Origin of the sequence: Lentilitoribacter sp. EG35, assembly GCF_040784015.1 — a bacterium.
Lineage (GTDB): Bacteria > Pseudomonadota > Alphaproteobacteria > Rhizobiales > Rhizobiaceae > Lentilitoribacter.
In genome coordinates, this window is sequence record NZ_JBFNGQ010000001.1 from 291,735 (window position 1) to 317,784 (window position 26,050).

Consider the following 26,050-nt stretch of genomic DNA (forward strand, 5'->3'; position numbering starts at 1 on the left):
GGGCAAGTCTTGAGATTAGTTTGATTGTTTTAGCCCAAATGAAAAAGCGGCCTGAAAACAGACCGCTTTAACGTGAATTTTGTCTACATAATTGTATGCAAAATTAGTCAGTTTTTGTAAGACCTTCAATAGCCTTCGCAGCATCTTTAACAGCGTCGACAGTCTCGCCAACCTGATCTAATTTTTTCTCAACGTCAGATTTTGCAGCTTCCGATTCCATTTTAGCTTTTTCCGCAGCTTCATCAGCAGCCTTTTGTGCCGCCTCAGCTTCCATCTTCAATTTCTCAGCTGCTTCCTCAGCCGCTTTAAGGGCAGCCTCAGCTTCCATTTTAACTTTTTCTTCTAGGGCTTTAGCAGCTTCTTCTGCTTCCATCTTAGCTTTTTCCATAGCCTCATCAGCTGCTTTTTTCTCAGCGGCAAGCTTGTCTTCGGCGGCCTTCTTCTCAGCTGCGGCTTTTTCTTCTGCTGCTATTTTTGCCTTTTCAGCAGCTTCCGCTTTTTTCTTTTCTTCATCGTTGCAACCTGTCAAAGCAACGGCAGCAACTGCAGACATTGTGAGCGCAATTAGTATTTTTTTCATTGGTACTTCCTGATTGAGATAGGGCATAAATTGCCACTATTAGGCTAATTATATGCCGATAATAAGACGCGCATTACGGTATTTGTGAGGCCAAACCAAGGTTTATTTTTTGCACTGCACACAAAATTTAAATTTGTGGGCTTGATTTTCAACTGTCTTACTTTTGCGTAAGGCTTTGAATATTTTTTGAAAAACTTCTGCTTACCGGTACTCTTGTTTTGTTGGTCAGTTGCAGGAATTTTTTGCCGTCTCTCGACAGAATTTTGACAACATGTTTTCTTGCAACCCACCATGAACGATGTATTTGAAGGCCCTCATGGTCGGAAAGCTCCGCAATTGCGTCGTTCATTCGCATAAGAATCAATTCACTGCCAAGCGTTGTCCGGACTTCCACATAGTGATCTTGAGCATTGAGGCTGATTATATCGCGGCCGAGTTTTTTCGACAATCGATTGAAGAACAAATCGCTGGATTTTGAGCCTTTAACATTCGCAACGCTGGATGTATTATTTTGAGATAGTGAGGCGTAGGCCATGGTGATGGCAAAGGTAATTGGAATTGTATTTGATATCATCGTTGATAAAAAATTCCAATCAGGCGCAATTTGATTGTTCAGTAGAAGATGAAATGCCCAAACAGAAATGCCAACAGGAATGCCAGCGGCTATGCCGGCTATCCCGTGGCTGAGCCATTTTCCACTTCCTAGTTTTGATAAATAAACTACAATAAATGTTGCGCAGAAACTTGCGATTAGAAAAGTTATAGGCGTGAGTATGAGCCAATAGGCAAAGCGTTCTAATATATTGAAAGAGCGGAGGGTCCCAAAGGGACCGGCTATTGTCAGAATCGTAACCGCGGCGATCATGCAAATTACAAATTTGATGTTCAAAAATCCGGACTGCATTTCACGAAGCGTCAAATGTAGTAAATTGTTACTCGCGTTTTTTATCATGTGTTTCACGAAGAAGAAGTTTGCTCATGGCAAGTCGTATCATAAATGCGCCTTTAACATTATTCAATGATAGGGATACCTAAATGCCTAATTTTCAGCTTCTTTTTGAAACTTCGCTGATTATACAAATACACACTTATGGAGCGATTGCAGCATTGTTTGTTGGTGCATTTGTTCTCAGTACAAAAAAGGGCACCCAAATACATAAAAATTCTGGTAGATTTTGGGTTGGATTAATGGTCGTGGTTGCCATAACCAGTTTTTGGATTTCCGGTATTAAGATGATTGGGCCCTTTAGTCCTATACATCTTTTGTCTGTCTTTGCACTCTGGAGTGTCTACCAAGGTATAAAGCAGGCACGATCGGGCCAAATATCTGCTCATATGAAGAACATGAAAACATTATATTTTTATGCCATTGTTGGTGCTGGTTTTTTTACACTTCTTCCCGGGCGTTTGATGTTTAGGGTCTTTTTTGGATAATTGGATTGAATAGTCGCGCTCAACGCCAATTGATTATTTTCCTTAGAGCTATTACGAATGGGGAAAATAATATCAAGATCGGGAGTGATCATGCGCTGGAAAGGCCGTCGTCAATCAAGTAATTTTGAAGATAGAACAAACCAGTCTTCCGGGCGTGGTTCGCGCAGTCCGTTTGGGCGAGGTGGTATTAGATTGCCATCACGAGGTAAAATGGGTGGTCGAGGAGGTATGAGCTTTAAGTCGATGCTTCTACTGGGTGTCATTTTCTTGGGGCTTTGGGCGTTTGGTATCGTTTCTCCTGCCGATATTCTCTCAAATATGGGTGGAGAGTCAGCGTCCAATTTTGAGACAACTCAAAGCCAGTCCTCTACCGCCGAGCAAGATGAAATGACGCAATTTGTCCGTACCGTTCTGGCTGAAACAGAAGATGTATGGAATGGTATTATGAAGTCTGAAGGTGTCGATTACCCTGAGCCTACACTCGTAAGTTTTCGTGGTCGTGTGAACTCTGCCTGCGGTACCGCAAGTTCTGCTACCGGTCCATTTTACTGCCCGGGCGATAGCCAAGTTTACATTGACTTAAGTTTTTATGATGAACTTGCTCGCAAATTTGGTGCAGCGGGAGATTTCGCTCAAGCCTATGTTCTTGCTCATGAGGTTGGTCATCATGTTCAAAATGTGATTGGTGTTCTTCCAAAATTTAACCAGATGCGTCGATCAATGTCGAAAGTCGAGGAAAATAGAATGTCTGTCCGAGTAGAGTTGCAGGCAGATTGCTTTGCTGGAATTTGGGCACACTTCACCGCACAAAAAGGCCTTCTGGAGCGTGGAGATATCGAAGAGGCGCTTAATGCTGCTAACCAAATTGGTGATGATACTTTGCAAAAACGTTCGCAAGGCTTTGTTGTGCCTGAAAGCTTTAATCATGGGACTTCGGAGCAGCGTAAAAACTGGTTTACTCGCGGTTTTGAAACTGGAAAATTGGCATCCTGTGACACGTTCAACACAAATATTTAATCTTTAAATATTTCAAAGTGATATCTCTGATATGGCGTCATTTTGCTGATGCTGATACGAATATATCTATCGGATAGAGCATTCCCGCGTTATGGTGCGAGTCTTTTTGGTCAATTTGCGGTGAGCAATTTAGATCTACTCATGCTTATAAGATATTACGATGAACTTTTCTCAACATGTTCAGCGAACGCTGTTACTTAGCGTTCCTTTGGTTGGAAGCCAGCTCGCTCAAATAGCGATTAACACAACTGACACGATTATGCTTGGTTTGGATGGGACATTCAGCCTGGCTGCCGGAGTTTTGGGCACACAAGCGATATTCTTCTTTTTCATTATAGGAGCAGGATTTGGCCACGCAGTGGTGCCGCTAGCGGGTAATGCCCACGGACGTGGTGATAAAATAGCCTTGCGTAGAGCTGTTAGAATGGGGCTATGGCTGGGTACTATTGTAGGGTTGGTCTCAATGCCGATCCTATGGAATTTTGAACAGGTTTTTATATTCTTGAACCAGGAACCGGAAATTTCAAAACTTGCAAGTGATTATATTCGGGTTGCTCAATGGGGAACTTTTCTAAGTGTTTGGGCATTGGTATTACGCAATTTCTTTTCTTCAATCGAACGTGCTCAAATTGTTTTTTGGTCAATTATACCTGGAATTTTTATAAATATATTCCTCAATTACATATTAATTTATGGAAATTGGGGTGCGCCAGCTTTGGGCGTTGTCGGGGCTGCATGGGCTTCGCTTGCGACGAACCTTATTATCATGCTCATTGTTCTTGGATGGATTTATGCACGACCTGAATATCGTGAGTACCAGTTGTTAGCTCGCATTTGGCGTTCAGATTGGGAAGTTTTTCGTAAAGTGGCAACTTTGGGCGTTCCAATTTCTATCTCTATTTTGGCCGAGATTACAATGTTCGTAGGCGGCTCAATATTGATGGGTTGGCTTGGTGCGCGCCAGCTTGCAGCCCATGGAATTGCAATGCAGTTAGCCGCGATTGCATTTATGATCCCGTTAGGAATTTCAGGTGCCGCCACGGTACGCGTAAGTTCAGCCTATGGAAGAGGTAATCTAATGGATGTGGGGAATGCCGCAAAAGCCGCATTATTTGTATCTATCGGGTTTGCTATGCTGACAGCGGCGATTATGGCGCTTTTCCCAACGGAACTTATCTCGCTCTTTTTAGATGAGACTAAAGTAGATGCCGTCGACGTGGCAGCACTTGCTTTACCGTTGTTATTGGTTGCTGCAGCATTTCAATTTGTTGATGCAGGGCAGGCTATTGCTGGGGGCGTGTTGCGTGGATTTCAAGATGCTACTGTGCCGATGCTTCTTGCCGTTACATGTTACGGGCCTATAGGTCTTACATCTGCCTATATTATGGCGTTTGTTTTTGAACTTGGCGCGGTTGGTATTTGGTATGGCCTAACACTGGGGCTCGTCTTTGCGAGTATATTCTTGGCAGGGCGTTATCTTTTCATTATCAATCGTATACGGCAAGAGGTAGATCCTGCCGTATCGTAAAGCTGCGGTGTTAGTTAGCCTTTTTGAGATTGAATTAAGTCAATGAATCTTTGGAAGAGATAATGACTATCTTGTGGGCCAGGTGAGGCCTCTGGGTGGTGCTGTACCGAAAAGATAGGTTTGTCTTTCACGCGTAGACCACAATTTGTTCCGTCAAATAATGAAACATGTGTTTCTTCCACTTCAGCTGGCAAACTTTCGCTATCAACAGCAAAGCCGTGGTTCATCGAAACGATCTCCACCTTGTTGGTCGTGTGGTCTTTGACGGGGTGGTTTGCGCCGTGGTGGCCCTGGTGCATTTTTACTGTTTTAGCGCCAAGTGCCAGAGCCAACATTTGATGACCGAGGCAAATGCCAAAGATTGGAACTTTGCTTTCCATCAATTTTTGAATAGTAGGAACTGCATATTCACCCGTTGCAGATGGATCGCCAGGACCGTTGGATAAGAATATCCCATCAGGGCTGTGCGCTAGAATTTCTTCTGCAGAAGTCTTGGCTGGAACGATGGTTACTTTGCAATTTAGTCCGCTGAATAAGCGTAGGATATTTCGTTTTACGCCGAAGTCTAAAGCCACGATATGCAGATCTGAAGCGGTATTGGTGTCGTATCCTTTATTCCATACCCATGGTTTTTCGTCCCATTTGCTGGATTGTCCGCTGGTTGCTTCGATTGCAAGGTCAAGATTTTCTAGACCAGACCACTGAGCCGCTTTTTGTTTTAGAGCTGCAACATCAAAGTTGCCATCGGGAGAATGCGCTATCACGGCATTTTGCGCGCCATTTTCGCGAATCCACACCGTGAGTGCACGTGTATCGATGCCGGAAAGAGCTATAATGCCGCGTTTCTTAAGCCAAGCATTAAGGTGTTCAGCTGAGCGATAATTAGAAGGGTTGGTAATGTCTGCCTTGAATATGGCGCCGACCGCTCCACGGGCAGCGACGGGCGTTAGGTCTTCGATATCCTCATCGTTCGCGCCAATGTTTCCAATGTGTGGAAAGGTGAACGTGACGATCTGTCCGAGATAAGATGGGTCGGTTAAAATTTCCTGATAACCGGTGAGGGCGGTATTAAAGCACACTTCTGCTTCAACTTCGCCGGTTGCGCCCAGTCCTTGACCTTCGATCACCGTGCCATCGGCCAGAACGAGCAATGCTGTGGGTTTGGTTTTTGGCCAAGCAAGATCAATCGTATCAGTATTTGTCATGGAAATATCCCTTGGAGTTTTAATGCTGATAAACGAGCAGTAATTGCGGGTCAACTTGCTTGTGTATAAAAATTTTTTCTCATTAACAGTCTTCTGGTCTTAAAGTTATAGGATTTGAGAAATGTTGAATTACATTTTGATCGTAGGTCACTAAATTTATTCATTAATTCGTCATTTGATATGAAATCCGACAGTTTCGGACAAGTTGCTTCCAATAGGTTGGTGTTAGCAACAAAATAGATAGGTGGTTTTAAATGGGGCAAGTCGCCGAAATAACAAGGGACGTCTTTACCCCCGATTTCAGAGCGGATATTGCGACTGTTTTCGATGTAAAGCAAATATTACGGGCGACTTGTGAATCCTATGGATTTAAACATTTTATCCTCGCGCAAATTCCTCATTCTGAGAATGAAAAACTGTCTATTGGATCAATTGCCATTACCAATAACTGGCCGATGGAACTGCTTGGCCATTATGATGTTATGGGACGCGCTGAATGTGAGTTCATAGTGGATATTGGTCGCACCAAACTTGCGCCAGTTATAGAAGATATCCCATTTGCAAACCTAAGCGAAGAGCATGGGAAACTGCTTAAAAGTTACAACTTCGAGCGAAATGCATATTTCCCTGTTAATAACGGCGATGGCTTGCACCTTTTGGTTTTAACGGGAACTAAAAATGTTGTGTTGTCAGATGAACAGCTGGCAAACATACAACTATTTGCAACGAGACTTGTAGAAAAAACGCTTGAAATTATTCCTGGAAACCATGCAGTGGATTCTAACATTTCACAGCGTGAGAATGAAGTTTTGCAGTGGATCGCCGAAGGAAAAACAAGCGCTGAAATTGCGACGATCATGACACTGTCTGAGCATACTGTTAATCACTATGCTATGCTGGCAGTGCAAAAACTTGAGTGTGTTAACCGTACCCAGGCTGTTGTGCGCTCCATGCGTCTCGGTCTTATCAGATAATTTAAAAAAATCATACAATTTTGCTTGACCAGTTTTAGATGACTGGCCTAGACCGCTCCTTCTAATATATGCTTGTTGTTTTAATGTAGCCTATATCGGTTCAAGGAGGGGCTTTTGCGTTTTTCTAACTCATTTTTAGACGAAATAAGGGATCGGGTACCCATATCCGATGTCATCGGTCGTCATGTAACGTGGGATAGAAAGAAAACGAATGCGCCTCGCGGTGATTATTGGGCATGTTGTCCATTCCATGGTGAGAAATCACCAAGTTTTCATTGTGAAGATAAAAAGGGCAGGTATTACTGCTTTGGTTGTGGTGAAAAAGGCGATCATTTCAAGTTCCTGACCGAATATGAGGGGCTCAATTTTGTTGAGGCTGTTTCTCGTCTTGCTGATCAGGCAGGTATCGCATTGCCGGCACCTGATCCTGAGGCCGCGAAAAGGCAGGAAAAAAGAGCGACGCTTGAAGATGTTATGGAGATGGCAACCAGCTTTTTTGAAATGCAACTTCAAGAATCTGTTGGAGCCAAGGCTCGCTCTTACTTGCGAGATAGAGGGCTTTCGGGGCGAACCATATCAACGTTTCGGTTGGGTTTTGGACCTGATAGCCGCAATGCTCTTAAAGAACATTTGTCGCAGAAAGGTATTGATAAACAGCTGATAGAGGCTTGCGGTCTGGTCGTGCACGGCCCAGATATCGCAGTTTCCTATGATCGATTTCGTGACCGGATCATGTTTCCTATTCCATCCTCAAGAGAAAAAACAATTGCATTTGGCGGGCGCGCAATGGACCCAAGTGCGCCTGCAAAATACCTCAATTCGAATGAGACAGAGCTTTTTCATAAAAGTAATGTGCTTTTTAACTATGCCCGAGCGCGAAAAGTGATCAAGAATGATGACATCTCAATTATTGCGGTTGAGGGATATATGGACGTCATAGCGCTTCACCAAGCTGGGATAGAACACGCTGTCGCTCCGCTTGGTACTGCGCTTACGGAAAACCAGTTGCGTTTGATGTGGAGAGTGTCCAGCCAGCCAGTATTATGTTTTGATGGAGATGGTGCAGGGCGCCGCGCAGCGGAGCGTGCAATTGATCTCGCATTGCCGCATGTAAGCCCAGGTAAATCGCTTCGTTTTGCGATGTTGCCAGTGGGAAAAGATCCTGACGATCTTGTAAATGAAGAAGGGCGCTCTGCTTTTGATGCAATTATTGGTAATGCCAACAGTCTGGCCGATATGGTTTGGAACCGTGAAACGAGCACGGGCGTGTATGATACGCCGGAAAGCAAAGCCGAACTTGAAAAACGGTTTGCGCAACTAACGAACACAATAACTGATGAAAACATCCGCAGACACTATCAGCAGGATATCCGTGATAGGTTGCGTGGTTTTTTTCGAAGCAAGTTTACGAACAACACCAACTTTTCTAATCGACGCAATCAGAACTCGGGCCGGGGCAAACAAGCCGAAGCAAACACTAATGTCGGCGCTTCTGATAGATTAAAGAGATCAGGATTGGTTTCGGGTCGGTCTAGTTTACCCGCCCTTCGGGAAAGCTTACTTGCCTATACGATCATCAGCCATCCGCATATGTTGATAGATGATTTCAACATGTTGAGTGAGCTTGAGTTTGAGAACCGTGAGTTAAACGAGTTGTGGAAGGTTATGCAAGAAGCATGTGCAGATGGCAGCCGGTTGAGCAGAGGGGAAATGATCAGCCATCTTTTACAGAAGAGTATGAATGGGATGGTCGAGCAACTTGAAAAGCAAATGCGGCAGCTCCGCTTATGGCAAGCGCTCAGTGATGCAGCGCCAGAAGATGCGCGCGAAGGTTTTCTGCAGGCTTTTTCACTACAGCAACGTACCCGCTCATTGAAAAAGCAAAAAAACGAACTGGAGCGAGATATTGCCAGTGTGACGGAAGAGGGTGATGAGGCATCTGTTCCCGGATTAATGTCTGCACTAAATGAAATTCAAATCGAAATTGAACGTCTTGAAAGCCAAGAAGCAATTATTGAAGGATTTGGCGTATTGTCTGGACGTGGTCGAACTAATTCTTGATGAAAGTTGGAGTTGGATAACTATTTTTCGTCTCTTAAGCTCTAGAAAACTGAGAATCCGTCTTGTAATTTAAGTCATTCAATCCCAAATCAATTAAGATTTGAGAAGCGTGTAGTAGATTAAACAGGCAAAAAGACGGTAGATGTGGTGTTTTTTCGTAAAAATACTTGACGTGGCGCATTTTTACAGGAATCACCAACACATGAATATCCTAAAGTTAATCAGGAATTAAGCATCGACTGGTCAAATCGCCTTGAAGTGATTCTCGGTGTGGCTCCAACTCGTATGTTGGACATTGGGTAAAAGTTCAGTTTGCAAGGAAATGGCTGGCTTATGGCAACAAAAGCAAAAGAAAAAAAAGACGAAAAAGATAATGAGCGTGATGGTGGTGCAGATGGCCCACTAATTGATCTGTCTGATAATGCGGTAAAGAAGCTTATCAAGGCGGTTAAAAAGCGCGGTTATGTTACTATGGATGAAATTAATTCGGTTCTGCCGTCTGAGGAAGTTACCTCAGAGCAGATTGAAGATATTTTGTCTTTATTTTCTGAGATGGGCGTAAACGTCGTTGAAGAAGAAGATGTCGCTGAGGAGGAGGAGCCGGCTGCTGCAGCTGCTGCATCGACCTCCAGCAAAGAAGTAGCTACTGCTACCGGCACGGCTGTTGAAAAAGCAAAGAAAAAAGAGCCAACTGATCGTACTGATGATCCGGTTCGTATGTACCTACGTGAAATGGGTACTGTGGAATTGCTCTCCCGTGAAGGTGAGATTGCGATTGCCAAGCGTATCGAGGCTGGTCGAGAGACCATGATTGCTGGTCTTTGCGAAAGTCCTTTGACATTCCAGGCTTTGATTATTTGGCGCGAGGAACTGAACGAAGAAATTACGCTATTGCGTGAAATCATCGATCTTGAAACGACGTACTCTGGTCCGGAAGCTAAAGCTGCACCGCAATTTCAAAGCCCTGAAAAAATTGAGGCTGACAGGAAAGCTGCGGAAGAGAAAGAAAAGCGCCTCGCTGAACGTAAACGTGCTGATGATGTTACTAATGTTGGCGGCGAAAGCTTAATTGAAGATGATGATGAAGATGACGAAGATGAAGCCAATCTATCGCTTGCGGCGATGGAAGGTGAACTTCGCCCTCAAGTCATGGAAACACTTGATCTAATTGCTAATACCTATTTTGGTCTGCGTGAATTGCAAGATCAACAAGTTGAATCTAGCTTAAGTGAGAATGATGACAACGAGTTGTCGCCTGAGCAGGAAAAACGCTATAAAGCGCTTAAAAATCAGCTCGTTCAGGCTGTGAAATCACTAGCGCTTAATCAAAACCGTATTGATGCGCTTGTTGAACAGCTTTACGACATTAATAAACGACTTGTACAAAATGAAGGTCGTTTGCTTCGTCTTGCTGAGAGTTATGGTGTTCGTCGAGAAGATTTTCTTGAGCATTACCAGGGTTCTGAGCTTGATCCGAATTGGATGGAGACAATTTCAACGCTGACTACCAAAGGCTGGCAGGAATTGGCTGCGGCTGAAGAGCGTAAGGTAAATAACCTGCGTGGTGAGATTCAAAATCTTGCGACCGAAACCGGTATTTCTATCGCTGAATTCCGCCGTATTGTACATATGGTGCAAAAAGGTGAGCGTGAAGCACGTATTGCTAAGAAGGAAATGGTTGAAGCAAACCTACGTTTGGTTATCTCAATTGCGAAGAAATACACAAATCGTGGTCTTCAGTTCCTCGATCTTATTCAAGAAGGTAATATCGGTCTTATGAAGGCGGTTGATAAATTTGAATATCGCCGTGGTTATAAGTTCTCGACTTATGCGACTTGGTGGATTCGTCAGGCAATTACACGTTCGATTGCCGATCAAGCACGTACGATCCGTATTCCTGTGCATATGATTGAGACAATCAACAAGATTGTCCGCACATCCCGTCAAATGCTTCATGAAATTGGTCGTGAGCCAACGCCGGAAGAATTATCTGAAAAACTTGCAATGCCACTTGAGAAAGTGCGTAAAGTTCTCAAAATTGCAAAAGAGCCGATATCACTTGAAACACCTGTTGGTGACGAAGAAGATAGCCATTTGGGTGACTTTATTGAAGATAAGAATGCTATTCTTCCGATTGATGCAGCTATTCAGGCTAACCTTCGTGAGACAACAACTCGCGTTCTTGCATCGCTAACACCTCGTGAAGAACGCGTTTTGCGTATGCGCTTTGGTATTGGAATGAACACAGACCATACTTTGGAAGAAGTTGGCCAACAGTTTAGTGTGACGCGAGAGCGTATTCGTCAGATTGAGGCGAAAGCATTACGTAAACTTAAGCATCCAAGTCGTTCACGTAAATTACGTAGTTTCTTGGATAGCTAGTCACGATTATATAGAATTTAGGAACCCGGACTCAGTCCGGGTTTTTTTATGTTCTATAACTGACAAAAGGTGTCAGTTGGACTAAGGTATACCCGTTATTGTCAACAAATAGGAGATGACAATAATGACAAATGTAATTGAACTGGTAGAGTTCAAACTTAATTCAGGAATTGACGAAGCTACTGCGCTTAAAGCTGCAGAGAAAGTTTCCCAATTTGCGAAGGATCAATCTGGCTTCATAAGTAGGTCTCTTACCAAAAACTCTGATGGTATTTGGATTGATATTATTAAGTGGCAAAACATGGAAGATGCAAAACTCGCCGGAAGTAAATTTGGTGAAGATTCTCGAAATGCTGAATTTGGTTCCATGATTGATGGAAAAACTGTTCGGATGTTACATCTGGATAGTAAGTTAACCAGTTAGGATTTCATGAGAAAAGTAGACCGACTTTTCGAAATTGTGCAGCTGTTGCGTGGTAAAAGACTACGCACAGCTGAGTTTATCGCAGCTGAGTTAGGTGTTTCACAGCGCACAATATACCGCGACATTTCAGGCCTGATGGCATCTGGCATCCCAATCGAAGGTGAGCGGGGTGTCGGTTATTTGATTAATCAGCCAATAGATTTGCCGCCATTGCATTTTACACCGTTAGAACTCAAGGCCCTTCGTCTGGGCGCTGACATGGTCAAGGCAATCGCTGATACTGAGATGGCAGCTGCGGCAGAGGAAGCCTCGTTTAAAATTATTGACGCGTTGCCTACCAACCGGCGAACAATGTCCATAAGGCCATCGACAGCCGTTTACATCGAGAGTGACGCAGAGTTAAGAGAGACGTTAGGGATAATTCGAGGCGCTGTTGATAATCATGATAAAGTTGAGATTGATTATCGTGATAAAGCCGGACAGGCGACCAATCGAGTAATGCGACCCTTAGGGCTGGAATATTGGGGGCATGTTTGGACATGTACAACTTGGTGCGAGCTGCGCGATGATTTTCGTGTTTTTCGAGTAGACCTTATTGAAAGATGTAGTCTAACGGGGCAAAAATTTAAGCTTGAAAAAGGCAAAACCTATAAGGACTACGGTGAAAGTATGAGACGTGATGATATCTGACCTTGAGTATGCTTTCGAAACTGAGATGTGGCGTAGTTCTGGTGGATCATGGTATTTTATGACTGTACCACAAGAGATATCACAGCATATTAGTTCTTTCTGTGTTGATCAGAAAACCAGCTTTGGTTCTGTCAGGGTTAAAGTGCGAGTTGGTGAGACCTCATGGAAAACGTCACTTTTCCCCGATAAGGCAAGCGGATGCTATTTTTTGCCCATAAAGGCAGATATTCGTAAACGTGAAAAGCTGGCTGTTGGTCCGGTATTTAACATAAATGTAAGCGTGGATGTCTAGGCACCCACGCTACTGAAATTTAATGCCCTAAACCTTGTTCGTTCAAAAGCTTGCGTTGGTAGCGTGTTTGCACCACTTCGACCAAAACCAGTGAGAACAAGACAAAGTAGAAAGTTGCTTTGGACATCGGTTCGATTGGGAAACCGAAGAATGTAAGGTGTGCTATATGCCCACCTTCTGCAATAAGCACGATGCCCACCAATAGCAGAACGAATAGTCCGAGTACTTCATACATGCGGTTTTTTGATAAGAAGGTTGCAACACTATCAGACATTACGACCATGAGGATACCTGAAATAACAATGGCTGATGTCATGACTATGAAATTGTCTGTGAGTGCGACCGCCGATAACACAGTGTCGAATGAGAACACTACATTCATGATTACAATCCACAATAATGCTTTTGCGAATGAGTTACGTCTTGCGCGCGATCCCTCGTCCATCAAATCCGACACACCGAGCATATGGTAAATTTCCTTCATGGCAGTATACATAAGGAACAATCCACCTGCGAGTACGATCAGTGAGTGTCCGCTTACATTTGCAGTAAAGAAAGACCAGTCAACAGAGAATATGGGGTCTTGAAAAGCCTGAATGAGCTGAAGTACGACAAATAACAAAACGATGCGCAGAGCAATGGCCAGTATAATGCCCCACCTTCTGATCAAGCGCTCTTTTGCCGGGTCAACTTTTTTCGCTTCGAGGGTGATGTAAAGAAGATTGTCAAATCCAAGTACAGTTTCTAAGGCTGTTAAGATAAGAAACGTGGTTAGATTATCGAGAGTGAATAGCCCTTCAAGCATAAGAAGCTCCATTGGTTTGGGATTTTGTAACTCGTAACAAAACTCATTGGGTTTTGCCAAGCGCAAAGATATGTTTTATTTTTTAAGCCATGAACTTATTTGCCCAAAGTACAAAGTCGTCCATCGCTATTTTTCGATCAAAATCATTCAAGGTTTCATGGCGAGCATCTTTGTAAATTTTGAAATTTATATTGCTGAGGCCGGTTTTTTTTAGCCTGTCTGCAAGCCAACTAACGGCTAACCCTTTGTTGGTTGCAGGGTCTTCGCCACCTCCAACTAGGTTTATAGGTAATGTTTTTGGTAAGCGTGCAATTGTGTCCACTTTGGCACCACGTGACATGAAATTAAAAACATCCTGCCACATTGAAATGCTTGGCTTCCATCCAGTTAAATCGTCATCAGCGATCGCGTCAAGTTGTTCACGATCACTGCTTAGCCAGTCGGTGCCAGACACTGCGCCGTCAATCGATTTTGACCATCGTTGAAATGTAAGTTTTGGAATGATTGCACTTGGGACATCAGATCCTAAGAAAAAAGCTTCAAATCCCAATATGAATTGTACAAAAGGTGTGAAATCACTTGCTTGAAAATTGGAATTCCATATCGCAAGGGCATCAATCTTATGGGGATGTCCAGTGGCATAATTTGCTGCGATTAGTCCCCCCATAGAGTGACCAAAGCAAATAATGGGCGTATCAGGAAATTCAGACCGAATGTAATTATTTATAAAATCGACATCTTTCAAAACTTTCCTTGAACCATCACGCGTTGAGAATTGTCCTCTTGGAAGTTTTTCCGCTTCTGTTAAGCCATGCCCTCGATGATCATGCGCAATTGCGGCATAATCATTTGCCGACAAGTGCTTCATAAAGTGTTCGTAGCGACCTGAATGCTCAGTGAGACCATGATTGATCTGCACTACGGCTTTCACTTTGCCTTTCGGCTTGGATCGCCGGAGGTAGAGGTTTGCACCCGAATTGGAGCGCAATTGCAAGGTTTTGATTTTTACCATGTCAATTTTCGTAATGTTAAGCCGTTGAAACGGGTGGTACCAGTGGAATATTCGTAACTATCCATATCATCCATTGCCCGCAGCTTGCAAATCTCTTACATGTGCAAAAACAATTCTATTAACAGGACGGATCAATGGCGCGTCAGTTTATCTATCATATGGCAGGGCTTAATAAGTCTTACGGCACTAAAAAAGTTTTAGAGAACGTACATCTTTCATTTTACCCCGATGCAAAAATTGGTATTTTGGGGCCAAACGGTGCGGGTAAATCTACCGTATTACGTATTATGGCGGGACTTGATAAGGAGTTCACGGGTGAGGCGTGGCTGGCAGATGGAGCTACGCTTGGCTATTTGCCGCAAGAGCCACATCTTGACCAGTCAAAGACTGTTGCAGAAAATGTGATGGAAGGTGTTGCTGATAAAAAGGCAATCATCGATAAATATAATGAATTGATGATGAACTATTCTGATGAGACCGCTGATGAAGGTGCTCGACTTCAGGACATAATTGATAGTCAAAACCTTTGGGATTTGGATAGCCAAGTTGAAATGGCGATGGAAGCATTGCGCTGCCCGCCAGGTGATAGCGCTGTCGATAAGCTTTCCGGTGGTGAGATTCGCCGTGTGGCGCTTTGTAAATTGCTACTTAGTCAGCCAGATTTGTTACTCCTTGATGAGCCTACCAACCATTTGGATGCTGAGACGATTGCATGGCTGGAGAAACATTTACGGGAATATCCCGGTTCTGTTCTCATGATTACCCACGATCGTTACTTCCTGGATAATGTTACGGGTTGGATTTTGGAACTCGATCGCGGGCGCGGTATTCCATATGAAGGTAATTATACTGCCTATCTGGAAGCTAAAGCAAAACGTATGCAGCAAGAAGGCCGCGAAGAAGCGTCTCGCCAACGTGCGCTTTCAAGTGAACAAAGCTGGATTTCGTCTAGCCCGAAAGCGCGTCAAGCCAAATCTAAAGCACGGATTAAAGCCTATGACGAATTGGTAAAGGCAGCGGCGGATAAGCGCCCTGGTGATGCGCAGATTATTATTCCGGTTGGCGAGCGTCTCGGTAACGTTGTGATCGACGCTGAAGGTCTTTCGAAAGCATATGGTGATAAGCTTTTGATAGACAATTTAGAATTCAAATTGCCTCCTGGTGGCATTGTTGGTGTGATTGGCCCCAACGGTGCGGGTAAATCAACCCTGTTTCGGATGATAACTGGGCAGGAAACACCAGATTCTGGCTCAATTACAATCGGTGAAACCGTTGAAATGTCGTATGTCGATCAGAGTCGCGATGCGCTTGATGGTAAGAAAACTGTTTGGGAAGAGATTTCTGAGGGTAACGACATTATTAAACTCGGAAAACATGAAGTAAACAGTCGTGCATATTGTTCTTCATTCAATTTTAAAGGTGGGGATCAGCAACAGAAGGTTGGCGATTTATCGGGTGGTCAGCGGAACCGTGTCCATTTGGCAAAAATGCTCAAATCTGGTGGTAATGTTATTCTTCTCGATGAACCAACAAATGATTTGGATACTGAAACGCTCGCAGCGCTTGAAGATGCGCTTGAGAGCTTTGCTGGATGTGCGGTAATTATCTCTCACGATCGCATGTTCTTGGATCGCTTGGCCACACATATTCTAGCTTTTGAAGGCGATAGCCATGTCGAATGGTTTGAGGGTAATTTTGAGGATTATGAGCAGGACAAGATTCGCCGTTTGGGCGCTGATGCTGTCAATCCAAAGCGTGTAACGTACAAGCCTTTAACACGTTAGTATTTCCATTTTGCCTGATTTTGTAATCAGATTAATAAGAGTGCCTTAGTATAGGCGCTCTTTTTTCTATATATATCAATTCGTTATCAATTTAATCTCGATACCAATTTGGAGTTTTACCTCATTCGTTATTTACGCTTCCTCAATTCAAACAGGATAAATTACTTGCAAGGAAGTGGAAAATCATATAAAGATATCTTTATATCTTTTTGAGGTTATCGCATTGAATCATTCTAGTTTTGAGATGGAAGACGCTGTTGATGTGCTGAAGGCTATTGGTGAGCCAACGCGTATGAGGCTTCTTATTTTGCTTTCGCAAAGTGATTTAACCGTTTCAGATTTGACAGATATTTTGGGTCAATCACAACCAAGAATTTCACGCCACTTAAAACTTTTGGCAGACGCTGGCCTTATTGAGCGTTATCAAGAGGGAGCTTGGGCCTATTTCCGGTCAATAAAAGAAGGGCGTAATGCGAATTTGTTACGTCAAATCATCGAAGGATTATCTCGTGATGATAAAATTCTTAGCCATGATCATGAGCGATTGGTTTCAGTAAAGGAAACACGTGCAGCAAAAGCGCAAGAATATTTCTCATTGAATGCCGAAAGCTGGGAGGAAATTCGCCGCCACCATGTTCCCGAAGAGCGTGTTGAAAAGGAATTATGCAATATCATTGGTTCCGCTCCAATTAATTCACTCTTGGATTTGGGTACTGGTACGGGAAGAATTCTGGAGTTACTACAAGGTCAATATCGTCGCGGATTAGGAGTTGATGCCAGTCATCGGATGTTGACAATCGCTCGTGACAAATTGGATAAAGCTGGCATTACGCACGCGTCTGTTCGTCAGGGAGATATTTTTAACCTATCTTTTGAGCGACAAAGTTTTGACCTCATTATTATTCATCAGGTTCTGCATTTTTTATACGATCCAGCTCCTGCCATCAAAGAAGCTGCAAAAATGCTTTCTCCGGGCGGGCGAATGGTGGTGATTGATTTTGCACCTCATGATCTTGATTATCTTAGAAGTGATTTTGCGCATGCAAGACTTGGTTTCCCGCACGAAACAGTCGCTGAATGGATGAAGTCTCAGGGGTTGGATGTAGAAAAAATATCAGATTTGACACCGCAAAATGAACAAGACCAAAAGTTAACTGTGACCATATGGATGGGAAAAGACCCTCGTTTATTAATCGCAGAGCAAAGTGAATCGGGCCTGGCTCGAGTATAGGATAAGTAGATGGCGTCGCCTCATCATATTGAATCATCTGTCAACAATGACAACATCAAGGTGTCATTCGAATTTTTCCCTCCCAAAAACGGGAAGATGGAAGAACAGCTTTGGGAAAGCGTAGTTAAGCTTGCGCCATTTAATCCTGAATATGTGTCGGTGACTTATGGGGCAGGTGGATCTACGAAAGAACCTACACTTAATACGATCAAGCGAATAATTGATAGTAACGAAGTTGACATTAATCCCGCGGCGCATTTGACATGTGTTGAAGCTTCAAAGGAAGAAGTACATAATGTTGTGCAGGAATTTCGTGATGCGGGCGTGAAGCATTTTGTAGCACTTCGTGGTGATCCATCTAGTGGAATCGGCACAAAATATCAGCCGCATCCAGATGGCTATGAAAATGCTGCAGCTCTTGTGCGTGGTCTGCGTGATATAAGTGATTGCGAGATTTCAGTTTCGGCATACCCGGAAAAACACCCTGAAAGCCCCGACTTTATGACCGATCTGGATATGCTCAAGCGTAAAGTCGATAATGGTGCGACCCGCGCAATCACGCAGTTCTTTTTTAATAATGATGATTTTGAACGTTATGTGGAGCGCGCGCGTAAAGCCGGCATTTATATACCAATTGTTCCGGGCATTCTTCCTATTCATAATTTTACACAAGTGCAAAAATTTGCCGCGATGTGTGGAACCTCGATACCAGATTGGCTTGTAAGAAGATTTGATGGTCTTGAAGATGAACCAGAAGTCCGCTCAATGGTTGCCTCAGCGATAGCCACCGAACAAGTTGTCGATTTAGCAAATCGTGGGTTTGAAGAATTCCATTTCTACACTATGAACCGAGCGAGACTTGTGTTTGCAGTATGCCAGATGCTTGGCCTTAATCAGAATGGAAATTCCAATGGTGACGAAAACCGGAATGCTGCCTAAAGAGTAAATAATTCATCATTTCTGATAGCTGTTTCGATAATATGGGCGATAGATAAGAGTTTTTGGTCTGAACCGAATTTTCCAATCGCCTGTATTCCAAGTGGCATTCCATTTTTTGCACGAAGACCTGCAATATTCACCGATGGCGTTCCCAATAGTGTCCAAAGCTTATTGAATGTTGCAATGCCTGTAGTCTTAAATCCAATCGGTGCTGATGACGGAGCTGATGGTGTAAGCAGTATATCTACTTGAGCAAAAATATCTTGAGTTTTACGACGAGCGATTTTACTTGCGCGCCTTGCAGCGTCGTACTCCTGGGGAGATATATTTGCACCGGTTTCTATGGTTCTTGCTAGTTTATCGCTCAGTTGATCTTTGAAAAGCACATAGTCTGATGCGCAAGATTGAGCAGCTTCAAAATTTTGGATAATTTCGTGGGCATTGTAGGCTTTACGTAGCTCATCCGGCTCGGTGATATTTACGACTGTAAATCCTGTTTGTTCAACAATTTGCGCTGCATGCTGTAATGCTTGTTTCATTTCCTTAGATGCTTCTTGAGAAATGATGCTGGAATAGATGCCAATTCGAATATCTTTGGGGTTGATATCTATGACTGATAAGTGGCGGTCAGTAAGAAGGGTAAGGAAGTGGGAGATGTCTGCGATAGATTTTCCATATACCCCAACTGTATCTAAAGTTTGTGCGAAATATTTCATCCCAACAGTTGGCAGCATTCGATAGCTAGGTTTGAAGCCAGCAACACCGCAAAAGGAAGCGGGGCGGATCATAGAGCCACCCGTTTGTGTACCAATTGCTACGGATGTCATTCCTGAGGCAACAGCAGCTGCAGAACCCGCCGACGAACCTCCAGGGGAATATTCCAGATTATTCGGGTTCTTGGTTTTAGTAGGTTTAAAGAAGGCAAATTCTGTGGTTGTTGTTTTGCCGATAATGCTAGCACCTTTTGCACGCAGCATAGAAACGATTGCAGCATCTATTTTTGGTCTATGTCGCTCGTAGATGGTGCTTCCGTAGGAGGTTGGCATGTTATATGTGTCAAAGATATCTTTGACACCAACACCTATACCTGAAAGTGGTTTGTTATTGGTTATTTCGATATCATCATTTGCAAAATGTTCGAATGCCTGAACTTGTTCTTCTATCTCACAAACACGGCTTACGGATAAAGCAAGCATTTCTTCGGGTGATGTTTTTCCTAGTTCACGTTCTGATATCAGTTCGGAGAAAGAAACAGGTTTAAATAAGGACATGCCAACCAACCCTGATTAGAGTTTACTCAGGAGTTTTGCCGTTGGCCAGGCGTCTGCTGGTAGGCCAAATTTTGCTTGTTCTGCTTGTACGGCATCGCGTGTTCTTGCGCCTAAAATCCCATCGATCTTTCCAACATCATAACCCTTGGCCGCGAGTTTGTTCTGAAGTGATTTCATCTGAGCGTCAGAAAGACCTTGTTCTGGCTTACCCGCATTATAGCGCGGTGCACCTGCAAGCCGCGTGGCAAAATATGCTGCAGATGTTGTATAGATGAAGGATTGGTTCCACTCTAGATAAATTGAGAAATTAGGAAAAGCCAAGAATGCAGGACCTTTTCGCCCTTGTGGTAAAAGAAGATCGGCAGGAAGACCTGCATTTGGAAGGTTGCCCGATGTTGGTTTTACACCGAGGTTAGCCCAGTCTCCAGATGTCATTCCTTTTTTAAGGCCTGAACGCTCATATGGGAAATTACCGGAAGGTAATTTGACCTCCATTATCCATGGTTGTCCGCGTTGCCATCCTAAACTTTGGATAAAATTTGCCGCTGTAAGAATGGCATCTGGTGAGCTTTTTTTAAGACGTACATGTCCATCACCATCGCCATCAGTGCCAAATCGTACAATATCCTCTGGTAGCATTTGGACTTGGCCAATTTCACCAGCCCAAGCACCTGTTGTCTGTGAAGGGATGAGATCACCATTTTCTACCATTTTGATCGCAGCTATTAGTTGCGGGCGAAAAAGGTGAGGTCGTCTGCAATCATGAGCAAGTGTTGCAAGTGCATTGAGTGTATTAAAGTCACCTTGAAATGCACCAAAATCTGTTTCTAATCCCCAAAATGCAGCGATGACTGCTGCGGGTACACCAAACTCTTGTTCTGCTCGCTTAAAAACAGAAGCGTATTTCTTCATATTCTTTGCGCCATGCTGCAGACGGTTTGTGCTGACAGAGCGTTTTGAAAATTCAAGAAACGTTTGCTTGAAAACGCCTTGTGCCCGATCACGCGAAAGCACTTTCTTGGTTATACGAGCATTTTTTAAAGCAGAATTAATTGCCCGTTGACCAATTCCCTCAGACGCTGCTTCTTGTTTTACACCTTTGAGAAATTGGGAGAAATTGCCTCCGCATTCTGTTGCGTTTGCTGTTATTCCTGTCGTAAGTAGTAAGCTTAGAGTGAGGGCAGGGATACGAATATATTTTAGCAAGTGTCTGCTCCAGTTTTGATGCGATCATAAATTTGATTATTTTTGACGATTCTTTTGCCAAAAATATACATATTGATCAGATCAATAGCCATAGATTTCTATTTTGTTCATATGAAGGCTTGAAGTCGCAGATTAGCAGCGTATTAACCTTAGTTTGAGATCTGCTCAAAACCCTCAATTCTTTGCACAGCCGAGTAAGGATTGCTTAATTCTCAGCGTGATAGTTTTTGCACAAATAGGAGCTTTTAACATGAAGTTAAAATGGTTTCCGTCAGAATTAATTGTGCGTCATGAGTTCGCACGACTGACGATGATCGTATTGAGTATTGGCGCCCTCGCAGTGTTGTTTTTGGCTGCGAGCACCTTTGGTTTAGGTGAATGGAGTGCCGAAGGCCAACAAATATTGTTCGCCTCACTTGCATTTCCTTTGAAATTCGAAAAAGCTGAACGAAAACCTGACGAAGATTTTGTGTCCAACTTGCAGACAATTGCTTTTCTTGATCCTTTAACAGGTTTAAAAAATAGACGAGGTCTAGAAGGCCATGTCTCGTCCATTTTCGATGAAAAATTTGATACTCAAAATCGCGTAGCTGTCATGTTGCTCGATCTTGATAGGTTTAAGCTGATAAATGACACGTTTGGTCATGACGCTGGTGATCAGATTTTAAGGGACCTGGCCCATCGTCTTAAAGATTTAACTATCGATAAGTCCGATATGGCCTGTTTTCGCCTGGGTGGCGATGAATTTGTCATCCTTTGGACCGGTGGACCATCATTTGCCGAAGTGGATGCATTTTGTATCGATGTGAAACAATGCCTATCCGTGCCGTATTTCATTGACCGTTCCGAGGTCGAAGGTGGATGTAGTATTGGGATTACTTGGCAGAATGAAGCTGATACAGGCTTGGGAACTATGCTTAAGCGGGCGGATATGGCGCTTTATAAAGCTAAATCGATGCCTGGATCTGCGCATCGTTTTTTCTGCAAGCAAATTGAAATTGAAATGCAAAGCAAGCGCGAGATGGAAGATATAGTCAGATCCATTGTTGTCGATCAAAGTTTTGATTTGAGTTATGAGCCTATCGCCTATGCTGATGACCTTAAAGTAAATCATTTCGAAGTTAACATCTTACGGCAGGGGTTTGATTGTTATCTTTTAGCTAATGATGATTATGTGAATGTTTTAAATGAAACTGGACTGATAATACCGTTTAATAGAGTTGTTCTTGAACGTTTAGTGGAAGATATCGCTTCTTGGAGTAAGCAAAGCAAGGTGGTCATCAATATGAGTTCAAGCCAGCTACTTGATCCAAATTTTGTGTCCTATCTCTCAGAAACGCTTCGTAAGAATAAAGTTGAATGTAATCGGTTGGTCGTTGCTTTTGATACTTTGGAACGTACAGAAAACCCTGAGCTAATTGGAACCAATCTGCAGGGACTGGTTGATTTAGGTGTGAGGATCGCAAGCTATGGTCTAGGCGGGAATATAAGCGATTTTATTTCCGGCGAAAAAAATCAGCATAAATATCTAATTTTAAAAAAGAATTGGGTGAAAAATGTTACGGAAGATGCAGGTTCTTTTGAATTATTGGAAAACCTTATCAAGCTTGCACAGGGGCTGGGACTTAAAATAATTGTGCAAGGTGTTGAAACGGCGTCCCAGATGAAACATTTATCTCAGTTACCTAACATACTAATTAAAGGTAGTGCTGTTGAGAAGATTAAATCCTCAGTTTAGACAGTTTGTTTCGTGAATGTGGCAGCTATTTCTGTGTTCACGATAATATGATTAGTTTTATCAAGAATAGTTTACGAATTTGGATGTTTTCGCTCGAATTTTTTTTCCAAATGAAGTAACGTCCCGGCCATGTTATCTATATGTAAAATATTAGAGGCCGTTGGCGAAGCGGCCCAAAGCTTTGTGTCACAAATTGTCGAGGCAGTTAGAACAGTCTTTGAGGGTGATCCTGAGACTCGTCGGCAGGTGGCTTTTTCGGTTGCTGTTATTGCGTTATCTGCAAAAATGGCGAAGGCTGATGGAGTGGTCACGCAAGCAGAGGTGAGCGCCTTCCAAGAGATTTTTGAAATCCCTCAATCTGAGGCAGAAAACGTCTCTAAACTATATAACTTAGCCAAACAGGATGTCGCTGGTTATGATGTTTATGCTCGCCGTTTGTCGGGCCTTTGTAGTTCGGTAGTATCCAATTGCGCCCTTTTGGAAGACGTGATGGATGGCCTTTATCATATCGCAAAGGCTGATGGTGTTATCCATGAACATGAGAATGTGATGCTCCAACATATCGGTGAGATATTTGGGTTGGATGAAGAGCGATTGGCGCAGATAGCGGCTCGACATGTACATCCTGAAGGGCTTGATCCCTTTGTTGTGCTTGGTGTTACAAAAAGCACGCCCTTTGATGAGATTAAGAGGCGTTATCGCGAACTGGCCAAGAAAAGTCATCCTGATAATTTACGTGCACGTGGTGTTCCTGATGAGTTTATGAGGATTGCTGGTGACCGTATGGCAAAGCTAAATCTTGCATTTGAAGCTATTGAAAGATTGCAGGTGCGAGCTTAATGACATTTGCGCCGGATTTTGATCGTGCAATTGTTGTTCCATCTCCAAATTTTGGGGAGCGTAAAGGTGTATCTAAGCCCGATATGCTTGTTCTGCACTATACTGCGATGGAAACAGCAAAAGCGGCATGTGATTGGCTTTGTGCGGAAGAAGCAGAAGTTTCTGCTCACTATCTTGTTGATGAAAATGGTGAAATTTCTCAACTCGTGGCGGAAGAAAAAAGAGCGTGGCATGCAGGTCAGAGCAGTTGGCATGGCGAAGTCGATATTAATTCAAGGTCAATCGGAATAGAAGTTGCTAATCAAGGCCATGAAGCTGGATGCCCAATTTATCCTGATGTCCAGATGCAATCTGTCATCGGTTTATCTCGATCAATTATTGCTCGTCATAATATCGATCCTAAACGTGTTCTGGCACATTCAGATATTGCTCCTTTACGTAAGCGTGACCCAGGTGAATGGTTTTCTTGGAAAGCACTTGCCGATCAGGGAGTAGGGCATTATGTGGACCCATCTCCTATTTCTGGCGGGCGTTATTTTATGCGCGGTGAAAGTGGTCAACCGATAGAGGCATTGCAATCCATGCTCGGCCTATATGGATATGGTTTAGAAGTGAACGGTCAATTTGATGAGTTGACTGAGGCTGTTATCATTGCGTTCCAGCGACATTTTCGACCGGAGAAGGTCGATGGCATTGCAGATATGTCGACAATCGAAACTTTGCATCGGCTTTTGGCAGAAAACTAGAATTTGAAGCAACTAATGTGTCAGTTCTGTAACGGAAATTGAATCCTTTGACACATTTTTGACTAGATTTCGCCGTTTAGAGAGCGCAACTAACGCTTATCTTCCTCCCAAGGAAATTCAAAAATAACAAGGATCTTCTATGAAGCTCAATATCGCTGCTGGCCTGACGGTCAGCTTATTATCTCTGTCTGCGTGTCAGACAGCAAATAGTGTTGATAAATCAACAAAAACTTCATCTGTTTCAAAATCAACTAAAAATAGTGCGCCATATAATAAGCTAATTTCCAAACATGCCAAAAAAAATGGCGTGCCTGTAAAGCTAGCACATGCAATTGTAAAAATTGAGAGCAATTATAAAGCCAGCGCTCGTGGTCGTGCGGGTGAAGTTGGTTTAATGCAGATTAAGCCCGCAACCGCGCGCGGCATGGGTTATACTGGTTCAACGAAAGCGCTATATAATCCGGAGAATAACATCGCTTATGGCATGAAATATTTGGGTGAAGCTTATAAGCGCGGTGGCGGAACGACCTGTGGTGCGATCCTCAAGTACAATGCAGGGCACTATGCTAAGCGCATGAATCCAGTTTCCGCAAAATATTGCCAGAAAGTAAAAGCAATTCTCCGCTAATCATTGTAACTATTATTGCTGGATATTCCTGCGCGCTTGGTATAGGGCTTTTTTTGCCAGTCGGCTGGGCAACCGCTTGTAGTTCGCTAATTTTAGCTTGCTGCGAGAGGAAAGTCCGGGCTCCATGGAAAAACGGTGCCGGATAACATCCGGCGGGGGCGACCCTAGGGAAAGTGCAGCAGAAATTATACCGCCTGATACTAAGTCGCTTTGCGGCAAAATATTGGGTAAGGGTGAAATGGTGGGGTAAGAGCCCACCGCGTTATTTGGTAACAAAGACGGCAGTGTAAACCCCATCGGGAGCAAGACCAAATAGGGATGATGTGGTGCTTCGGCACCGGCTTTTTCCAAGCTAATCATCCGGGTAGGTTGCAGGAGGCAGTGCGTAAGCGCTGTCCCAGAGGAATGGTTGTCACGCTGCTGCGAAGGCAGTGGCCATACAAAACCCGGCTTATAGGCCGACTGGCATTTTAAATTTTTTTGTGTGTTTGACTGGTTGGTGAGCTTTTGATCCAAACCTGTCAGATATTCTCGAATTTTTCTTCTTAAGAGCGAATCCTAACTGTTCATTAATCATAAAGAGTCATGAATGGGTGAATTGGTAATATGATTTATTAACAAACTGTAAAATCCCATTGACGCCCAAATATGCCCATGATATCCCAAAGAAGGTCAAAATATTCGGATTTGTTATCCCTCAGTGTTCGTGAAAGTGCGGAACGATATTTTGGGCGGTTTGGTGAATTTCAGACGGCTGTAACTTTTGCAGGTCAGCAAAAGTCTGGTCGCCTGGCAGGTAAGTTAGTCGTGCGTCATGAACAGGTTTTTGTCACAGGTGACAAAAAAAGTGGATGCCAAGGGTCGCGTGTCGGTTCCATCGGTATTCCGCAATGTGTTGATGCGCTTGAATATAGACGAACTGTACGTGTTCCAGGATTTTATATTTCCCGCGATTTCGGTCGCTGGACCAGAGGTTTTGGAGCGGTTCGAAAGGCATATAGATCAAGGCGATCCATTTTCGATGGATGCCAACAAGATGTCACTTCTTATTCACGGCGGCGGCGTGTTTATGAAGCTCGACGGAGAGGGGCGCCTGGTGATAACCGATTTTATTCGCGATTTCACTGGGATAGAGGATCAAGTGACCTTTGTAGGTCGCGGCGATCATTTTCAGATTTGGGAGCCGTCTGCATTGTCGAGGATGCAAGACGAAACCCGGCAAGAGCGGATAGACAAAAATATTCGTTCAACCTGAGACGAGGA

Annotated in this window: 24 protein-coding genes and 1 other RNA gene; 18 read left to right on the forward strand and 7 right to left on the reverse strand. The window is 43.6% G+C overall.

What is annotated here, in order from left to right; all coding sequences use genetic code 11:
* Positions 1-103 precede the first annotated feature (103 nt).
* Positions 104-580, reverse strand: coding sequence for a hypothetical protein (locus tag AB2J24_RS01330; RefSeq protein ID WP_367384155.1), 477 nt, complete (start codon positions 578-580; stop codon positions 104-106).
* A 157-nt stretch (positions 581-737) separates the two neighbouring features.
* On the reverse strand, positions 738-1,532 hold the full coding sequence (locus AB2J24_RS01335) for a LytTR family transcriptional regulator DNA-binding domain-containing protein (RefSeq protein ID WP_367384156.1): 795 nt from the start codon (positions 1,530-1,532) through the stop codon (positions 738-740).
* 83 nt (positions 1,533-1,615) lie between these two features.
* On the opposite strand from AB2J24_RS01335, the gene AB2J24_RS01340 reads away from it, so the two are divergent.
* From AB2J24_RS01340 to AB2J24_RS01350, 3 genes are all read left to right on the forward strand, one after another.
* Positions 1,616-2,014, forward strand: a complete 399-nt coding sequence (locus AB2J24_RS01340; protein WP_162652665.1) for a DUF2306 domain-containing protein — start codon at positions 1,616-1,618, stop codon at positions 2,012-2,014.
* A gap of 90 nt (positions 2,015-2,104) precedes the next feature.
* Positions 2,105-3,031 (forward strand): neutral zinc metallopeptidase, encoded by a 927-nt coding sequence (locus AB2J24_RS01345; protein WP_367384157.1) that lies wholly within the window; start codon positions 2,105-2,107, stop codon positions 3,029-3,031.
* 160 nt (positions 3,032-3,191) lie between these two features.
* Positions 3,192-4,559, forward strand: a complete 1,368-nt coding sequence (locus tag AB2J24_RS01350) for an MATE family efflux transporter (RefSeq protein ID WP_162652663.1) — start codon at positions 3,192-3,194, stop codon at positions 4,557-4,559.
* Positions 4,560-4,573: 14 nt separating this feature from the next.
* Here the strand turns inward: AB2J24_RS01350 and carA are convergent, their stop codons facing one another.
* The gene (gene carA / locus AB2J24_RS01355) at positions 4,574-5,764 is read right to left on the reverse strand and encodes a glutamine-hydrolyzing carbamoyl-phosphate synthase small subunit (protein WP_162652662.1); all 1,191 of its coding nucleotides are present in this window, start codon (positions 5,762-5,764) and stop codon (positions 4,574-4,576) included.
* Between the two features lie 254 nt (positions 5,765-6,018).
* Here carA and AB2J24_RS01360 point away from each other — a divergent pair, with 254 nt between their 5' ends.
* The 6 genes from AB2J24_RS01360 (at position 6,019) to AB2J24_RS01385 (ending at position 12,587) form a co-directional block, all read left to right on the forward strand.
* Positions 6,019-6,738 (forward strand): helix-turn-helix transcriptional regulator, encoded by a 720-nt coding sequence (locus AB2J24_RS01360; protein WP_162652661.1) that lies wholly within the window; start codon positions 6,019-6,021, stop codon positions 6,736-6,738.
* A gap of 114 nt (positions 6,739-6,852) precedes the next feature.
* The gene (dnaG, locus tag AB2J24_RS01365) at positions 6,853-8,799 is read left to right on the forward strand and encodes a DNA primase (RefSeq protein ID WP_367384158.1); all 1,947 of its coding nucleotides are present in this window, start codon (positions 6,853-6,855) and stop codon (positions 8,797-8,799) included.
* A gap of 333 nt (positions 8,800-9,132) precedes the next feature.
* Positions 9,133-11,181 (forward strand): RNA polymerase sigma factor RpoD, encoded by a 2,049-nt coding sequence (gene rpoD / locus AB2J24_RS01370; RefSeq protein ID WP_367384159.1) that lies wholly within the window; start codon positions 9,133-9,135, stop codon positions 11,179-11,181.
* Between the two features lie 124 nt (positions 11,182-11,305).
* Positions 11,306-11,605: a hypothetical protein gene (locus AB2J24_RS01375; RefSeq protein ID WP_162652658.1), complete on the forward strand. Its 300-nt coding sequence runs from the start codon at positions 11,306-11,308 to the stop codon at positions 11,603-11,605.
* A gap of 6 nt (positions 11,606-11,611) precedes the next feature.
* Complete coding sequence (locus AB2J24_RS01380; RefSeq protein ID WP_367384160.1) at positions 11,612-12,295, forward strand: helix-turn-helix transcriptional regulator; 684 nt, start codon at positions 11,612-11,614, stop codon at positions 12,293-12,295.
* The gene (locus AB2J24_RS01385) at positions 12,285-12,587 is read left to right on the forward strand and encodes a DUF1905 domain-containing protein (RefSeq protein WP_197742808.1); all 303 of its coding nucleotides are present in this window, start codon (positions 12,285-12,287) and stop codon (positions 12,585-12,587) included. Before AB2J24_RS01380 ends, AB2J24_RS01385 begins: the two co-directional genes overlap by 11 nt.
* A gap of 19 nt (positions 12,588-12,606) precedes the next feature.
* On the opposite strand, the gene AB2J24_RS01390 is transcribed toward AB2J24_RS01385, so the two are convergent.
* Positions 12,607-13,392 carry a TerC family protein gene (locus AB2J24_RS01390; protein ID WP_367384161.1) on the reverse strand — a complete coding sequence of 262 codons (786 nt, stop codon included), beginning with the start codon at positions 13,390-13,392 and terminating at the stop codon, positions 12,607-12,609.
* An 82-nt stretch (positions 13,393-13,474) separates the two neighbouring features.
* The gene (locus tag AB2J24_RS01395) at positions 13,475-14,404 is read right to left on the reverse strand and encodes an alpha/beta fold hydrolase (protein WP_367384162.1); all 930 of its coding nucleotides are present in this window, start codon (positions 14,402-14,404) and stop codon (positions 13,475-13,477) included.
* A gap of 134 nt (positions 14,405-14,538) precedes the next feature.
* Here AB2J24_RS01395 and ettA point away from each other — a divergent pair, with 134 nt between their 5' ends.
* From ettA to metF, 3 genes are all read left to right on the forward strand, one after another.
* Positions 14,539-16,188 carry an energy-dependent translational throttle protein EttA gene (gene ettA / locus AB2J24_RS01400; protein WP_367384163.1) on the forward strand — a complete coding sequence of 550 codons (1,650 nt, stop codon included), beginning with the start codon at positions 14,539-14,541 and terminating at the stop codon, positions 16,186-16,188.
* Positions 16,189-16,432: 244 nt separating this feature from the next.
* Positions 16,433-17,419, forward strand: coding sequence for an ArsR/SmtB family transcription factor (locus AB2J24_RS01405; RefSeq protein ID WP_367384498.1), 987 nt, complete (start codon positions 16,433-16,435; stop codon positions 17,417-17,419).
* 9 nt (positions 17,420-17,428) lie between these two features.
* A complete protein-coding gene (metF, locus tag AB2J24_RS01410) occupies positions 17,429-18,358 on the forward strand; it encodes a methylenetetrahydrofolate reductase [NAD(P)H] (protein ID WP_367384164.1) in 930 nt (309 codons plus the stop codon).
* Here metF and AB2J24_RS01415 read toward each other — a convergent pair.
* Positions 18,355-19,629, reverse strand: a complete 1,275-nt coding sequence (locus AB2J24_RS01415) for an amidase (protein ID WP_367384165.1) — start codon at positions 19,627-19,629, stop codon at positions 18,355-18,357. The genes metF and AB2J24_RS01415 overlap by 4 nt on opposite strands.
* A 15-nt stretch (positions 19,630-19,644) precedes the next feature.
* Positions 19,645-20,817, reverse strand: coding sequence for a lytic murein transglycosylase (locus AB2J24_RS01420; protein ID WP_244627919.1), 1,173 nt, complete (start codon positions 20,815-20,817; stop codon positions 19,645-19,647).
* A 268-nt stretch (positions 20,818-21,085) separates the two neighbouring features.
* Between AB2J24_RS01420 and AB2J24_RS01425 the strand changes: the two genes are divergently transcribed.
* The 6 genes from AB2J24_RS01425 to mraZ all read left to right on the forward strand — a co-directional run bounded on the left by AB2J24_RS01425 (position 21,086) and on the right by mraZ (position 26,042).
* Positions 21,086-22,573, forward strand: a complete 1,488-nt coding sequence (locus AB2J24_RS01425; RefSeq protein ID WP_367384166.1) for a diguanylate cyclase domain-containing protein — start codon at positions 21,086-21,088, stop codon at positions 22,571-22,573.
* A gap of 129 nt (positions 22,574-22,702) precedes the next feature.
* Positions 22,703-23,413, forward strand: a complete 711-nt coding sequence (locus tag AB2J24_RS01430) for a TerB family tellurite resistance protein (protein WP_367384167.1) — start codon at positions 22,703-22,705, stop codon at positions 23,411-23,413.
* Positions 23,413-24,159, forward strand: a complete 747-nt coding sequence (locus AB2J24_RS01435) for an N-acetylmuramoyl-L-alanine amidase (protein WP_162652648.1) — start codon at positions 23,413-23,415, stop codon at positions 24,157-24,159. Before AB2J24_RS01430 ends, AB2J24_RS01435 begins: the two co-directional genes overlap by 1 nt.
* Positions 24,160-24,298: 139 nt before the next feature.
* Positions 24,299-24,787, forward strand: a complete 489-nt coding sequence (locus AB2J24_RS01440) for a lytic transglycosylase domain-containing protein (protein WP_162652647.1) — start codon at positions 24,299-24,301, stop codon at positions 24,785-24,787.
* Positions 24,788-24,843: 56 nt separating this feature from the next.
* Positions 24,844-25,257: RNase P RNA component class A (gene rnpB / locus AB2J24_RS01445), an RNA gene on the forward strand.
* 344 nt (positions 25,258-25,601) lie between these two features.
* Entirely contained in the window at positions 25,602-26,042 is a 441-nt protein-coding gene (mraZ, locus tag AB2J24_RS01450) for a division/cell wall cluster transcriptional repressor MraZ (RefSeq protein WP_367384168.1), read from the forward strand.
* Positions 26,043-26,050: the final 8 nt, after the last annotated feature.

Coding starts and splice junctions, on each gene's coding strand:
- AB2J24_RS01415 (WP_367384165.1), bottom strand. CDS start 19,629: ATGTCCTTATTTAAACCTGTTTCTTTCTCCGAACTGATATCAGAACGT.
- AB2J24_RS01395 (WP_367384162.1), bottom strand. CDS start 14,404: ATGGTAAAAATCAAAACCTTGCAATTGCGCTCCAATTCGGGTGCAAAC.
- AB2J24_RS01390 (WP_367384161.1), bottom strand. CDS start 13,392: ATGCTTGAAGGGCTATTCACTCTCGATAATCTAACCACGTTTCTTATC.
- AB2J24_RS01350 (WP_162652663.1), top strand. CDS start 3,192: ATGAACTTTTCTCAACATGTTCAGCGAACGCTGTTACTTAGCGTTCCT.
- AB2J24_RS01335 (WP_367384156.1), bottom strand. CDS start 1,532: ATGATAAAAAACGCGAGTAACAATTTACTACATTTGACGCTTCGTGAA.
- AB2J24_RS01425 (WP_367384166.1), top strand. CDS start 21,086: ATGAAGTTAAAATGGTTTCCGTCAGAATTAATTGTGCGTCATGAGTTC.
- AB2J24_RS01340 (WP_162652665.1), top strand. CDS start 1,616: ATGCCTAATTTTCAGCTTCTTTTTGAAACTTCGCTGATTATACAAATA.
- rpoD (WP_367384159.1), top strand. CDS start 9,133: ATGGCAACAAAAGCAAAAGAAAAAAAAGACGAAAAAGATAATGAGCGT.
- mraZ (WP_367384168.1), top strand. CDS start 25,602: ATGAACAGGTTTTTGTCACAGGTGACAAAAAAAGTGGATGCCAAGGGT.
- AB2J24_RS01385 (WP_197742808.1), top strand. CDS start 12,285: ATGATATCTGACCTTGAGTATGCTTTCGAAACTGAGATGTGGCGTAGT.
- AB2J24_RS01440 (WP_162652647.1), top strand. CDS start 24,299: ATGAAGCTCAATATCGCTGCTGGCCTGACGGTCAGCTTATTATCTCTG.
- AB2J24_RS01430 (WP_367384167.1), top strand. CDS start 22,703: ATGTTATCTATATGTAAAATATTAGAGGCCGTTGGCGAAGCGGCCCAA.
- AB2J24_RS01380 (WP_367384160.1), top strand. CDS start 11,612: ATGAGAAAAGTAGACCGACTTTTCGAAATTGTGCAGCTGTTGCGTGGT.
- AB2J24_RS01375 (WP_162652658.1), top strand. CDS start 11,306: ATGACAAATGTAATTGAACTGGTAGAGTTCAAACTTAATTCAGGAATT.
- AB2J24_RS01405 (WP_367384498.1), top strand. CDS start 16,433: ATGGAAGACGCTGTTGATGTGCTGAAGGCTATTGGTGAGCCAACGCGT.
- carA (WP_162652662.1), bottom strand. CDS start 5,764: ATGACAAATACTGATACGATTGATCTTGCTTGGCCAAAAACCAAACCC.
- ettA (WP_367384163.1), top strand. CDS start 14,539: ATGGCGCGTCAGTTTATCTATCATATGGCAGGGCTTAATAAGTCTTAC.
- AB2J24_RS01345 (WP_367384157.1), top strand. CDS start 2,105: ATGCGCTGGAAAGGCCGTCGTCAATCAAGTAATTTTGAAGATAGAACA.
- AB2J24_RS01360 (WP_162652661.1), top strand. CDS start 6,019: ATGGGGCAAGTCGCCGAAATAACAAGGGACGTCTTTACCCCCGATTTC.
- AB2J24_RS01435 (WP_162652648.1), top strand. CDS start 23,413: ATGACATTTGCGCCGGATTTTGATCGTGCAATTGTTGTTCCATCTCCA.
- metF (WP_367384164.1), top strand. CDS start 17,429: ATGGCGTCGCCTCATCATATTGAATCATCTGTCAACAATGACAACATC.
- AB2J24_RS01330 (WP_367384155.1), bottom strand. CDS start 580: ATGAAAAAAATACTAATTGCGCTCACAATGTCTGCAGTTGCTGCCGTT.